Consider the following 13,422-nt stretch of genomic DNA (forward strand, 5'->3'; position numbering starts at 1 on the left):
GTACTAGCATATCAAAAAAAGGGGAAAATCGCATGGATAGCGAATAAAAAATGATGTAGAACAATATGTACCGCAGGGAGGAAACTTATATGGAAATTAGTTATCATGGACATTCTGTTGTCAAAATTCAATCAAATGGGAAAACAATATTGATAGATCCATTCATTAATGGGAATGGGCTAACAGATTTAAACGTTGCTGATGAAGCTCCGGATATTATTCTACTTACACATGGCCATAATGATCATGTCGGTGATACAGTGGAGCTTGCAAAGAAAAAAGATGCGCTTGTCATTGCACCAAATGAGCTAGCCAATTGGATTTCTTGGCAAGGAGTGAAAGCGCATCCAATGCATATAGGGGGAGCTAAGGAATTTGATTTTGGTAAAGTGAAGTTTACTCAAGCGTTCCATGGTTCGTCATATGTAACAGAAAATAATGAAATTATTTATATGGGAATGCCTGCTGGAATTTTATTATTTATTGAGGGATTAACGATTTATCACGCAGGGGATACAGCTTTGTTTAGTGATATGAAATTAATTGGAGAACGCCATCCTATTGATATTGCGTTTTTACCGATTGGTGACAATTTCACGATGGGCCCAGAGGATGCGGCTTGTGCAGTTTCATTTTTGAAGCCGAAAATTGTCGTACCAATTCATTACAATACATTTCCGCCAATCGAGCAGGATCCACAAATTTTTGCAGATTTAGTGGAAAATACAGAGGTTCAAATTTTAAAAGCGGGTGAAAAAGTAAACTGTTCCTAATCAGGGACACTGCTGTACTATATGAGTTGGCACCACGTGCGTAGTTGAAACGATGGGAAAAGTAAAACAAATTCATCACTTTATATTAAATATTTTTATAAAAAATATGGTACACTAAGAGCAGAATTTGATGCTTGAGAAATAGGTGATATTTTGTCTACAAAACATGAGAGAATTTTACAATACATCGAATCATTACCCGTGGGTGATAAAATTTCAGTACGTCAAATTGCAAAGGAAATGCAAGTGAGTGAAGGAACGGCATATCGTGCTATTAAAGAAGCGGAAAATCGCCGATTAGTAAGCTCTATTGAACGTGTTGGAACAATTCGTATTGAGAAGAAAAAGAAAGAAAATATTGAGCGATTAACTTTCGCTGAAATCGTTAACATTATAGACGGCCAAGTTTTAGGCGGCAAAACAGGTCTACATAAAACGTTAACGAAATTTGTTATTGGTGCCATGCAGTTAGAAGATATGATGCGTTATACAGATGCAGGAAGTTTGCTTATCGTTGGTAACCGTATTAAAGCACATGAAAATGCACTGCGAGCTGGTGCTGCTGTTTTAATTACAGGGGGCTTTGATACAACTGAGGAAAACAAGTTGCTAGCAGATTCCTTGGACCTACCGATCATTTCAACAAGCTATGATACCTTTACCGTGGCAACAATGATTAATCGTGCAATCTATGACCAGTTAATCAAAAAAGATATTTTATTTATTGAAGATATTTTTGTGCCGATGACTGATACTTCTGTTCTTCGAAATGATGAAACAATTCATCATTTCCAAAAGCTAAATGAACGAACAACTCATGGTGCATTTCCTGTTGTTACAGCAAACAATAAGCTTGTTGGGATGATTACCGTAAAAGACGTTATTGGTCGAGAAGAAAACGAGCTTATTGAAAAGGTTATGACAAAAAATCCGATTGCTGGATCGATGAAAATGAGCGTTGCTTCTGCAGGACATCGTATGATTTGGGAAGGGATTGACCTATTACCAATTGTTGATGATGACAATATTTTGCAAGGTGTGATTAGTCGACAAGATGTACTAAAAGCGCTTCAGCTTGCTCAAAGACAGCCGCAGCATGGTGAAACGATTGATGATTTAGTGAAAAATGAGATGAAGGTGCTTGGCGATGAAGAATTAATCGTAGAATTTAAAGTAACACCTCAAATGACAAACCAATATGGGGCAATTTCTTATGGAGCATTTACAACTTTGTTAGCAGAAGTTGGCTCATTCGCATTAAAGCGTCGTAAACGTGGAGATGCAGTTGCTGAAAACATGACGATTTATTTTATCAAGCCTGTGCAAATGGAAAGTACACTTACTGTAAAGCCTCGAATATTAGACATGAGTCGTAAGTTTGTGAAAATGGACTTCGAAGTGTTTAATCAACAAATGCTTGTTGGGAAGGCAATGATGATGTTCCAGCTACTGGAACGTTAAGAAAACACAACAAAGGGATGGTCTAGGGTAAATGCTAGACCATCCCTTTCACTTCTTTCATCGGATGTCACGGTATCGGAAGGGAGTTCTTAAAGGATGTTAGCCTAAGAGCAAAGCCGATTCCAGACGAAATTATGCCGAGGCATAATTGATTATTTATTGGTTAATTCGGTACTCCTCGTCAACAAATTGACCGTAGTGACGAACCCTTTTAATATTTTCGATTACAACAAAGATGCCTAAAACGACAAGAATTGCTACAATAATAAATGTAAATAACCCAGGGAATAAATAGGCTTGGTTTAAACCGAATAAAAGAATAAATCCACCGAAGCTTACATTCGCTTTACTTTTGTACCAATTTTTAGCGATCGGTAATGAAGAACGGAACTGTTTTGTTTTAAAATAAAAATAAAAAACAAATGATATGATTATTGCAAACACAAATATTAAATTGAGCATAGTAAACCTCCTAGCATAACTAGTCATTATTGTAACGATAATTAAAGAAAATTGCTAACGGTTATTACTATCATTTTGGGGGAAATTAATTTGAAAAGACAAATCATCGACACAATTGCTTCATATGAAACAATCATTATTCATCGCCACGTGCGTCCAGATCCAGATGCTTATGGATCTCAGCAAGGGTTAAAAGAGCTCATTTTAGCAAATTATCCGGAAAAGAAGGTTTTTGCAGTTGGTGAGCATGATGAATCATTATCATTTTTAGCAAATCCAGATAACATTACAGATGATATATACGACGATGCTTTAGTTATCGTGACAGACACGGCAAATACTGAACGTGTGGACGATCAACGTTATACAAAGGGTAAAATGATCATTAAAATAGATCACCATCCAAATGATGATCAGTATGGTGATTTACTGTGGGTGGATACCAATGCGAGCTCTTGTAGTGAAATGATTTATGAGCTTTTTGAAGAAGGAAAACAAGTAGCAAATTGGATTTTATCTGATGCTTCCGCAAGATTATTATTTGCTGGTATTGTAGGGGATACAGGACGTTTCCAATTCCCTAGTACGACCGTAAAAACGTTTAAAATTGCAGGAGAACTTATTACATATAATTTTGATCGAAATCAAATTTTCGATGGAATGTATGAAATGGAACAAAAGCTTTTAAATTTACAGGGCTATATTTATCAAAATTTCAAAATCGATGAGTATGGAGCAGCACATATCAAGCTGACAAAAGAATTGTTGGCAGAATTCAAAGTTGTACCGTCAGAGGCGTCCTTGTTAGTAGGCTGTCTTGGAAGTGTAAAAGGTATTTGTGCATGGGTAGTCTTCATTGAAGAGGCCGATCAGATTCGTGTGCGTTTACGCTCAAAAGGCCCTATTATTAACACTTTGGCGAAGGAATTTAATGGCGGTGGGCATCCGCTTGCTTCTGGGGCTACAGCTTATTCATGGGAAGAGGCAGAGCGTGTTATAACGAGATTACAGGAAATTTGTAAGGCATATCAATAAACGGTTGCTTTATTGATCGAACCTAGAAAGGAAGGGATTCATTTGACACATGTATATACGAAAATGCATACGAGTGCGGATTTATTGAAAAGTACGATTCGGCTTGAACAATTGATCCCTTTTTTACAAGAGCAAAATACTCAAGCCTGTGCAATCGTCAATTCAAAATTGTACGGGCTTTTGCCTTTTAGTAAAGCATTGCAGCAAGCGAATATTCATGCTGTATTAGGGCTCACAATAAATGTACAGTGGCAAGAAAGAAAAGTTCCACTTGTGCTATATGCTCAGACGGAAGAAGGCTACCAGCATCTTTTAAAGATTAGTAGCGCAGTTTCAATTCGAGAGGATGATGCGCTTCCTTGGAAATGGCTTGAAGGATATGCAGCGGGTTGTGTAGCTTTACTTTCTTCGGATGACTTAATAGAAATTGAGGATTGGACTGAAGTAGCAAGTGCTCTAAACAAGGTATTTGGTAAGCTTTTATTTATGGGTATAGCAAGACCTGCAGGAATAAGAGCTGAAAAAGAAGATACGTTTGTAGCATGGTGTGAAACTATGAACATAACGATGGTTGCCTCTCAGAGCTGCTATTTTTTACGTCCAGAAGATCATTTTGCCTTTGAGGTTGCAAGAGCGATAGATTCAGGTGACAAGCTTACCGGCACAATGTTATCAACTCATTTACAAGGTTATTTCGCTCCAACGAAAGAGGAATGGCAAAGCTGGTTTTCAGATCATCCAGAATGGCTTGAGTCTAGTGCAACGATGCTAGCTAGCTGTACGGCGGAAATTCCTGAAATGCACGTTCAAATGCCTAAATTTCCTGTGCCAACTGGGGAAACGGCCGAAAGCTTGCTTGTCGAAGAGGCTTTTGCAGGATTGGCAGAACGTTTAAAGCAAACTGAAATTCCTCAAGTTTATAAGGAGCGACTTCAATATGAACTTGAAATTATTTGTTCAATGGGCTTTGCAGATTATTTTTTAATTGTTGCAGATTTTATGCATTTTGCTAAAGAAAATCGTATTTTAACAGGTCCTGGTCGTGGTTCTTCAGCTAGTTCTCTTGTGGCTTATAGCTTATCAATTACGCAAGTAGATCCATTAGTTTACGGCTTATTATTTGAACGATTTTTAAACCCTGAACGTGTTACATTGCCAGATATTGATATCGATTTTGTGGACAGTAAAAGACAAAAAGTCATCCATTATGTCGCTCAGAAATATGGAAAGGCAAATGTAGCGCAAATTATTACGTTTGGCACTTTATCTGCTAAGGCAGTAGCTAGAGATGTTGCCCGTGTTTTTGGTTTTGACGCTGAAACATTGGAGAAAATCTCAAAAATGATTCCAAATAAACCTGGGATAACATTGCAAAAAGCACTGGCCGAATCACAAGGCTTACAAGGCTGGCTAGCCGAGGATGAAAAACATCGTCGCTGGTTTGAAGTGGCGTTAAAACTTGAAGGGTTGCCAAGAAATTCTTCTACTCATGCGGCTGGGATTGTGCTGTCACCTTCACCGTTAGTCAATACGATACCGATTGAAGAAGGGCATGATGGAATATATTGTACGCAATGGCCGATGGGAGATGTAGAAGCTAGTGGACTTGTCAAAATGGACTTTTTAGGATTGCGCAACCTGACAATTTTAGAGCAGATACGTTGGTCAATTTATAAAGCGGGTGGTCCTTGGATAGAGTTTGACCTTATTCCAATGCAGGATGAAAAGACATTTAAACTTCTTCAAACGGGAGATACATTAGGGATTTTCCAATTAGAATCTGAAGGTATGAAGCAAGCTTTACGTGATATTCATCCAAATCATTTTTTAGATATAGTAGCAATCAACGCTTTGTATCGCCCTGGTCCGATGGATTTTATTCCTGTATATGCAAGACGAAAAGCAGGTAGGGAATCAGTTACTATGCCACATCCAGCTTTAGAACCCATTTTAAGAGAGACGTTTGGTGTCATAGTTTATCAAGAACAGATCATGCAAATTGCTTCGGTGATGGCAGGTTTTACAATGGGACAAGCGGATTTATTGCGTCGGGCGGTAAGTAAGAAAAATCGTCAAGTATTAGAGGAGCAACGTGCCGCGTTTGTAAAGGGAGCAATGAAGCAAGGCTTTGACGTTCATGTGGCAGAAGAAGTGTATGCATTAATTGTGCGCTTTGCAGACTATGGTTTCCCAAAAAGCCATGCTGTCGCATATAGCGTTATTTCCTACCAAATGGCTTATTTAAAGGCACATTTCCCACAAAGCTTTTATACAGCACTTTTATCAAATGCAACAGGAAATGTAGAGAAAATCCTACAGGTTGTGAGTGAAGCGAAAGAGAAGGGGATTCCATTTTATCCACCTTCATTAAAACAGAGTACAAAATTTTTTACTGTTGAAAAGGATGGAATTCGCTATAGTTTATCCGGAATAAAGGGAGTACCTCATACATTTATAGAGACGGTGAGTACCTTACGCAAAACGAACGCAGAAGCATTTAATAATCTATTTGACTTGGCGGTTGCTTTAAGTGCACAGCATTTTAAACCAAAAGTTATGGAATCTTTAATTTTCGCGGGTGCCCTCGATTATATAGGTAAAGATCGTGCTGTACTAATTGCAACATTGGAGGCAGCCTTAAAGCATGCTGAACTGTTAAGACCAACTGAGGACATAGATATAGAATCGGCTACTGCCTTTAGTTTTGGTAAACCGAAGTATATGGAAGCGGAAGCAATGCAACAAAAAGAAAAATTACTCCATGAAAAGGAAAGTCTTGGTTTTTATATCTCAGCACATCCGGTCTCAGAGGAAAGAGCTTTTTGGAATGAAGTAAATAATACATGCCGAGAGTTAAAACATGCTCGTGATGGAACGTATGTAAAAATGATTGGCATGATAGAAGAAGTAAAAAAAATACGCACAAAAAAAGGTGAACAAATGGCCTTTGTGCAGCTTCAGGATGAGTTTGGAACGGTGTCTGTAACTTTATTCCCGCAAGTTTTTCATCTTGTTCAAGAGCTGTTACTAGAAGATGAATTGCTTTACATTGAGGGAACGCTAGAAAGGCGCTTTGGTAAACCTCAAGTGAAAGTAAAACATGCACAAACGACGAAAAGAATATGAAATTGAAGAAAATTCTAGAAACTGCATAAATTTTTATGCAGTTTTTTTCTTTACTTTTTAATAATTTTTTTGTAAGCTATAGTCAATGTTGAAAAGTGGCCAGACCACTTTTGTCTTGAATCAGTAGAAGACTCCATCTTCCGAAGGTGGTGGATTTAGTTAGGTTTCCAAATACTTTCTGAATGAAGATAAAGCCTTTGGACGCATTGTTTATCTGCGCAAAAGCGAAGCGACAGCAACAAATGTTTTATGTAGCGAAAGCGAAGCGACAGCAACAAATGTTTTATGTAGCGAAAGCGAAGCGACAGCAACAAATGTTTTTCTGTGCGAAAGCGAAGCGACAGCAACAAATGTTTTTCTGTGCGAAAGCGAAGCGACAGCAACAAATGTTTTTCTGTGCGAAAGCGAAGCGACAGCAACAAATGTTTTTCTGTGCGAAAGCGAAGCGACAGCAACAAATGTTTTTCTGTGCGAAAGCGAAGCGACAGCAACAAATGTTTTTCTGTGCGAAAGCGAAGCGACAGCAACAAATGTTTTTCTGTGCGAAAGCGAAGCGACAGCAACAAATGTTTTTCTGTGCGAAAGCGAAGCGACAGCAACAAATGTTTTTCTGTGCGAAAGCGAAGCGACAGCAACAAATGTTTTTCTGTGCGAAAGCGAAGCGACAGCAACAAATGTTTTTCTGTGCGAAAGCGAAGCGACAGCAACAAATGTTTTTCTGTGCGAAAGCGAAGCGACAGCAACAAATGTTTTTCTGTGCGAAAGCGAAGCGACAGCAACAAATGTTTTTCTGTGCGAAAGCGAAGCGACAGCAACAAATGTTTTTCTGTGCGAAAGCGAAGCGACAGCAACAATTAGGCCAAGGCGAAAATGATAGAACGAGGAGTTGATCGTATGGATAAAAAAATCGAACAAAAGAAAGTGTTTTTAGATATCGTCCAGCAACTACGACAACTTATTAAAACGGAAAAAATACAGGCTGGTGAAAAGCTCCCTTCTGAACGAGTCCTTTCAGAACGTCTAGGTGTCGGGCGATCCTCTGTGAGAGAGGCATTGCGAAGCTTAGAATTGTTAGGTCTTATTGAAACGAAACATGGGGGAGGTACATTCCTAGCTTCCACACAAAAGCATCAGCTCGTAGAAATACTGTCGATGTTTATATTAGAAGATGAAAAATCAAAAAAGGATGTCGAATTAACGCGACAAATTCATGAAAAGGAAGCTATTCGCGTAATAAGTTGTATAGAAACTCTGCGAACACTATCTGTGTGGGACAGTTTTTTTGTAAAGCTAGAGATAGAAGATACGATTAATTGTCTGGATGTTTTACGGGAAATAATAATCACGTCAGGAAATCGTCTTTCACTAAAAGTATGGTTTCAATTAGCAGTTTATGACGGTGACCGTTTAAATCGAAACTCAACAGAAGAAGAAAAATTAATCATTCAAACTATGTTGAAATCGATGCAGCTAGGCTATGAAAAAGAAGCATTAAAAGCTTACGAGCAGTGGATGAAGACTGTACAAAGTAATTAGACAACAAAGGGGGAGTCAAACATGGCAATTCGTAGCCTATTTACTAAAAAGAAAGAGGATGGACAAGAAAAGGGATTTCCAGAAGGACTTATGACAAAATGTCCAGAATGCCGTCACATTCAATTAACGAAGGAATTAGAAAAAAATAATAAAGTATGTTCAAAATGTGACCATCACTTCAAAATGACAGCACAGGAGCGCGTAGCCTGTTTTTTAGATGAAGGTTCATTTGTTTCAATGGACGATCATTTACAAACAAGTAATCCTCTTAATTTCCCTGCTTATGTTGAAAAAATTTCAGCGGATCAACAAAAAACGGGATTAAACGAAGCTGTACTGACAGGAAAAGGGACCCTTGATGGAGAAGAAATTGTTGTAGCAATTATGGATTCTCATTTCCGTATGGGTTCAATGGGCTCAGTTGTCGGAGAAAAAATTACACGTGCTGTTGAAAAAGCTACTGAATTACGTGTACCGTTTATTATCTTTACAGCAAGTGGCGGAGCGCGCATGCAAGAAGGCGTCCTATCATTAATGCAAATGGCAAAAACGAGTGTGGCATTAAAACGTCATAGTGATGAAGGTCTATTGTTTATTTCAATACTAACGCATCCTACAACAGGTGGCGTTTCTGCGAGTTTTGCCTCTGTTGGAGATATTAATATCGCGGAGCCACAAGCATTGATTGGCTTTGCTGGTCGTCGTGTAATCGAAGAAACAGTAAGAGAAAAACTACCAAGTGATTTCCAAACGGCTGAATTTTTACTGGCGCATGGTCAGCTTGATGCCATTTTCCATCGAAAAGATTTACGAAACCAAGTAGCTGTACTTGTAAAAATGCATACGAAAGGCGGCGTGCAACATGTCTAAAAATTTAGCTTTTGAAGAACCAGTAGTACAACTACGTGAAAAAATTGATGAATTAAAAACGCTTGCTACCGAAGCAGATGTAGATATGACAGGCGAAATCGAAAAGCTTGAAACACGTCTGACACAGCTTGAACAATCAATTTATGCCAATATGAAGCCATGGGATCGTGTACAGGTTGCTAGACACCCAGAACGACCAACAACTTTACAATATATAGAAGCTATATGTGAAAACTTTATTGAGTTACATGGTGATCGTACGTTTGGTGATGATGCAGCTATTCTTGGCGGAATTGCATTTTTTGAGGGCCAGCCGATAACAATTATTGGACACCAACGCGGAAAATCCACAAAGGAAAACATACGTCGAAATTTCGGTATGCCACACCCTGAAGGATATCGTAAGGCATTACGTTTAATGAAACAGGCTGAGAAGTTTAACCGTCCAATTATTTGTTTTATTGATACGAAAGGTGCTTATCCGGGTAAGGCAGCTGAAGAACGCGGTCAAAGTGAAGCGATTGCTAGAAATCTAGTCGAAATGGCGGGCTTAACAGTACCGGTTATTTCAATCGTTATTGGGGAAGGCGGAAGCGGTGGTGCACTTGCATTAGGTGTAGCAAATCGTGTCTTTATGCTAGAAAACTCAACATATTCGGTTATCTCACCAGAAGGAGCTGCGTCGATTTTATGGCGTGATGGTAGCCTAGCGAAGCAAGCAGCTGAAGCAATGCGTATAACAGCACCTGACTTAAAAGAACTTGGTGTTATTGATGGAATTATCTCTGAGATTACAGGTGGAGCACATCGCAATGTAGCGAAGCAAGCACTTAATATAAAAGAATGTATAAGCGATACACTTAAAGCATTAAATTCTTTAAATGGCGAACAATTAATTGAAGACCGTTACGAGAAATTCAAAAAAATTGGACAATATACAGAAGCGTAAATTACACTTTTAAGTTTTTGAATATGTTATTTTGCTCGAAAATAGTTAATAATTGTGATTTATATTAATAAAAAAACGAGAGTGAATAGCGTAAAAAACGATGAAGATATATTGAATAAATGTTAAATTTAGGATGTTTTCAAGTGGAAAGAGTGTGTGAAAGCGCATTCTTTTTATTTTTTATGTAAAAGTTATGTTTTTCTAGCCTCAGAACACTTACATAGTTTGTTTTTTCATGTTAATGTGAATAATAATAGTATCTGCAGGAGGTTCGACAATGAAAAAAATTGCCGTATTAACAAGTGGTGGAGATGCGCCAGGAATGAATGCAGCCATTCGTGCAGTCGTTCGTAAAGCAGCATATCATGGAATTGATGTTGTCGGAATTAAGCATGGCTATGATGGCTTAATAAAAGGCAACATGGAAAATCTTGATTTAGGTTCAGTAGGTGGCATTATTCAACGTGGTGGTACACATTTAAATTCAGCAAGATGTCCTGAATTTAAAGAAGACGCTGTTCAGCAGCGAGGCATTGATAATATGCGTGAAGCTGGCATTGAAGGACTAGTCGTTATTGGCGGTGATGGTTCTTACCGTGGAGCTATGGATTTAGTGAAAAAAGGCTTTCCTGTTGTTGGCGTACCAGGAACAATTGATAATGACGTGCCTGGAACCGAGTATACTATAGGATTTGATACTGCACTAAATACGGTTGTGGAATCAATTGATAAAATCCGTGATACAGCAACTTCCCATGAAAATTCCTTTATTGTTGAGGTAATGGGGCGAGATGCAGGGGACATTGCTTTATGGGCAGGTCTTGCAGCTGGAGCTGAAACGGTTTTAATTCCAGAAGAAGATTATAATTTGGATGACATTGTGGCACGCTTAGATCGTGGGGCAGCTCGTGAGAAAAAGCATAGCATTATTATAGTTGCTGAGGGTGTCATGTCTGGTAATGAACTGGCAAAACTATTATTTGAAAAAACAGGAAAAGAAACGCGTGTTTCTGTTCTTGGACATATCCAACGTGGCGGTTCACCAACTGCGCGTGATCGTGTTCTAGCGAGTCAATTCGGTGCACATGCAGTTGAATTGCTAATGGAAGGGAAGTCTGGCAGGGCGGTAGGTATCCGCAATCATCAAGTTATTGACTATGATATGCCTGAGGCTTTCGAAAAAAATCATGAGGCAGATGTAAGCTTATATACTTTAATGAAAGAACTATCAATATAATTTGTTATAAAAACGGAGTGGGCAGAAAATGAGAAAAACAAAAATCGTATGTACAATTGGTCCAGCAAGTGAATCACCAGAAGTTTTAGAGAAACTAATTGAAGCAGGTATGAATGTAGCCCGCTTAAACTTTTCCCATGGTTCTCATGAGGAGCACGAAGTACGTATTAATTTAATTCGCGAAGTAGCACAAAAATTAGGGAAACCAGTTGGAATTTTACTCGACACAAAAGGTCCTGAAATTCGTACACATAATATGAAAAACGGAGAATTGCATTTAGCAGCAGGGCAAGTAATTGATATTTCAATGACTGAAGTTGAAGGAACTGAGTCAAGCTTCTCTGTAACGTATGATCGTTTAATCGAGGACGTTGAGCAAAACTCTATTATTTTATTAGACGATGGACTTATTCAATTACGTGTATTAGCAAAAGATATGGAAAAAGGCCTTATTCATACGATTGTTGAAAATACAGGTGTCTTAAAAAATAAAAAGGGTGTTAACGTGCCAGGTGTTTCTGTACAGCTTCCTGGAATTACAGAAAAAGATGCACAGGACATTCTATTCGGTATTAAACAGGGTGTTGATTTTATTGCAGCCTCGTTTGTTCGTCGAGCAAAGGATGTACTAGAAATTCGAGAATTACTTGAACAAAATGGCGGTAACCACATTCAAATTATTCCGAAAATCGAAAACCAAGAGGGTGTCGATAATATCGATGAAATCATCTTAGTTTCAGATGGATTAATGGTAGCACGTGGTGACCTAGGTGTAGAAATCCCGGCAGAAGAAGTACCACTTGTACAAAAGAAATTAATTTTAAAATGTAATCAAGTAGGTAAACCAGTTATTACAGCTACACAAATGTTAGATTCGATGCAGCGTAATCCACGCCCAACACGAGCAGAGGCTAGTGACGTAGCAAACGCAATTATCGATGGTACAGATGCAATTATGCTATCTGGTGAAACGGCAGCAGGGCTTTATCCAGTAGAGTCCGTACAAACAATGAATAAAATCGCACAGCGTACAGAAAATTCATTAGACTATAAGGCAATCGTCTCTACACGTAGTCGTGAAAAAGAGGCAAATATGACTGAGGCGATTTCTCAGGCTGTAGCATATACTTCGATTAACTTAGGTGTAAAGGCAGTACTAGCACCAACAGAAAGTGGAAACACAGCTAGAATGATTGCAAAATATCGCCCAGGTGTACCGATTGTCGCTGTAACAGGTTCTTCCAATACAGCTCATGCATTAACACTTGTTTGGGGTGTAAACCCAGTTGTTTGTCAACGAGTTTCGACAACAGATGAAATTTTAGAGCTAGCTGTTGATGAAAGTTTGAAGCATGGTTTTGTAACGCACGGTGATGCAGTTGTCATTACAGCAGGTGTACCAGTAGGTGAAGCAGGTACAACTAACTTAATGAAGGTACACATCATCGGAGATTTATTAGCTCGTGGTCAAGGAATCGGCAAAGCTTCAGTAGTAGGTAAAACAGTTGTTGCGAAAAATGCAGCAGAGGCACTAGCTTATGATACAGAAGGATGCATTTTAGTAACGCTTGGCTCAGATCGTGATATGATGCCAGCACTTGAAAATTGTATTGGTCTGATTACAGAGGAGGGCGGGCTAACAAGTCATGCAGCGGTTGTAGGACTAAGCCTTGGTATCCCTGTTATCGTCGGAGTAAAAGAAGCCACTACATTGATTCCCCACGGTCAAGAAATTACAATGGATGCTGAAACAGGAGTTATTTACAAAGGGCATGCAAGTGTACTTTAATTTCTTTTAGCAAATGTTTTTGTCTATAAAAAAGCTCTAGTGCAAATAATTGTACTAGAGCTTTTCTTATTAAATAGAAGTAAATAGCATTTTGCGGTGTTTCACCTAAATCTAGGACTGACATTTTGTTAATAATTATGTCGTGTGTATAAGTTGATTGGAGTGGAAGCTGGACGCCCCCAGG

11 protein-coding genes are annotated in these 13,422 nt (G+C 38.6%); 10 read left to right on the plus strand and 1 reads right to left on the minus strand.

The window, feature by feature from the left end:
• Positions 1 to 89 precede the first annotated feature (89 nt).
• Complete coding sequence (locus ACZ11_RS15790) at positions 90 to 773, plus strand: metal-dependent hydrolase (RefSeq protein WP_049667490.1); 684 nt, start codon at positions 90 to 92, stop codon at positions 771 to 773.
• 153 nt (positions 774 to 926) lie between these two features.
• Entirely contained in the window at positions 927 to 2,234 is a 1,308-nt protein-coding gene (locus ACZ11_RS15795) for a DRTGG domain-containing protein (RefSeq protein ID WP_049667491.1), read from the plus strand.
• Between the two features lie 156 nt (positions 2,235 to 2,390).
• Here ACZ11_RS15795 and ACZ11_RS15800 read toward each other — a convergent pair whose 3' ends face one another.
• Entirely contained in the window at positions 2,391 to 2,696 is a 306-nt protein-coding gene (locus ACZ11_RS15800) for a YtpI family protein (protein WP_049667492.1), read from the minus strand.
• Between the two features lie 90 nt (positions 2,697 to 2,786).
• Between ACZ11_RS15800 and ACZ11_RS15805 the strand changes: the two genes are divergently transcribed.
• The 8 genes from ACZ11_RS15805 (at position 2,787) to pyk (ending at position 13,238) form a co-directional block, all read left to right on the plus strand.
• The gene (locus tag ACZ11_RS15805; RefSeq protein WP_049667493.1) at positions 2,787 to 3,731 is read left to right on the plus strand and encodes a DHH family phosphoesterase; all 945 of its coding nucleotides are present in this window, start codon (positions 2,787 to 2,789) and stop codon (positions 3,729 to 3,731) included.
• Between the two features lie 42 nt (positions 3,732 to 3,773).
• Positions 3,774 to 6,857: a DNA polymerase III subunit alpha gene (gene dnaE / locus ACZ11_RS15810; protein ID WP_049667494.1), complete on the plus strand. Its 3,084-nt coding sequence runs from the start codon at positions 3,774 to 3,776 to the stop codon at positions 6,855 to 6,857.
• A 197-nt stretch (positions 6,858 to 7,054) separates the two neighbouring features.
• A complete protein-coding gene (locus ACZ11_RS15815; protein WP_161804471.1) occupies positions 7,055 to 7,747 on the plus strand; it encodes a hypothetical protein in 693 nt (230 codons plus the stop codon).
• A gap of 4 nt (positions 7,748 to 7,751) precedes the next feature.
• Positions 7,752 to 8,393 carry a FadR/GntR family transcriptional regulator gene (locus tag ACZ11_RS15820; protein ID WP_049667496.1) on the plus strand — a complete coding sequence of 214 codons (642 nt, stop codon included), beginning with the start codon at positions 7,752 to 7,754 and terminating at the stop codon, positions 8,391 to 8,393.
• Positions 8,394 to 8,414: 21 nt separating this feature from the next.
• Positions 8,415 to 9,263 (plus strand): acetyl-CoA carboxylase, carboxyltransferase subunit beta, encoded by an 849-nt coding sequence (gene accD, locus ACZ11_RS15825; protein ID WP_049667497.1) that lies wholly within the window; start codon positions 8,415 to 8,417, stop codon positions 9,261 to 9,263.
• The gene (locus ACZ11_RS15830) at positions 9,256 to 10,212 is read left to right on the plus strand and encodes an acetyl-CoA carboxylase carboxyltransferase subunit alpha (protein ID WP_049667498.1); all 957 of its coding nucleotides are present in this window, start codon (positions 9,256 to 9,258) and stop codon (positions 10,210 to 10,212) included. The genes accD and ACZ11_RS15830 overlap by 8 nt, the downstream gene beginning before the upstream one ends.
• Positions 10,213 to 10,489: 277 nt before the next feature.
• A complete protein-coding gene (gene pfkA, locus ACZ11_RS15835) occupies positions 10,490 to 11,449 on the plus strand; it encodes a 6-phosphofructokinase (RefSeq protein ID WP_049667499.1) in 960 nt (319 codons plus the stop codon).
• Between the two features lie 28 nt (positions 11,450 to 11,477).
• Positions 11,478 to 13,238 carry a pyruvate kinase gene (gene pyk / locus ACZ11_RS15840; protein WP_049667500.1) on the plus strand — a complete coding sequence of 587 codons (1,761 nt, stop codon included), beginning with the start codon at positions 11,478 to 11,480 and terminating at the stop codon, positions 13,236 to 13,238.
• Positions 13,239 to 13,422 lie beyond the last annotated feature (184 nt).

It is taken from the genome of Lysinibacillus xylanilyticus, assembly GCF_001183605.1.
GTDB lineage: Bacteria > Bacillota > Bacilli > Bacillales_A > Planococcaceae > Lysinibacillus > Lysinibacillus xylanilyticus.

What these genes read in the sequence shown, in the direction of transcription:
- pfkA (WP_049667499.1), top strand. Translation starts at nt 10,490, where the DNA reads ATGAAAAAAATTGCCGTATTAACAAGTGGTGGAGATGCGCCAGGAATG.
- accD (WP_049667497.1), top strand. Translation starts at nt 8,415, where the DNA reads ATGGCAATTCGTAGCCTATTTACTAAAAAGAAAGAGGATGGACAAGAA.
- ACZ11_RS15830 (WP_049667498.1), top strand. Translation starts at nt 9,256, where the DNA reads ATGTCTAAAAATTTAGCTTTTGAAGAACCAGTAGTACAACTACGTGAA.
- pyk (WP_049667500.1), top strand. Translation starts at nt 11,478, where the DNA reads ATGAGAAAAACAAAAATCGTATGTACAATTGGTCCAGCAAGTGAATCA.
- ACZ11_RS15820 (WP_049667496.1), top strand. Translation starts at nt 7,752, where the DNA reads ATGGATAAAAAAATCGAACAAAAGAAAGTGTTTTTAGATATCGTCCAG.
- ACZ11_RS15790 (WP_049667490.1), top strand. Translation starts at nt 90, where the DNA reads ATGGAAATTAGTTATCATGGACATTCTGTTGTCAAAATTCAATCAAAT.
- ACZ11_RS15800 (WP_049667492.1), bottom strand. Translation starts at nt 2,696, where the DNA reads ATGCTCAATTTAATATTTGTGTTTGCAATAATCATATCATTTGTTTTT.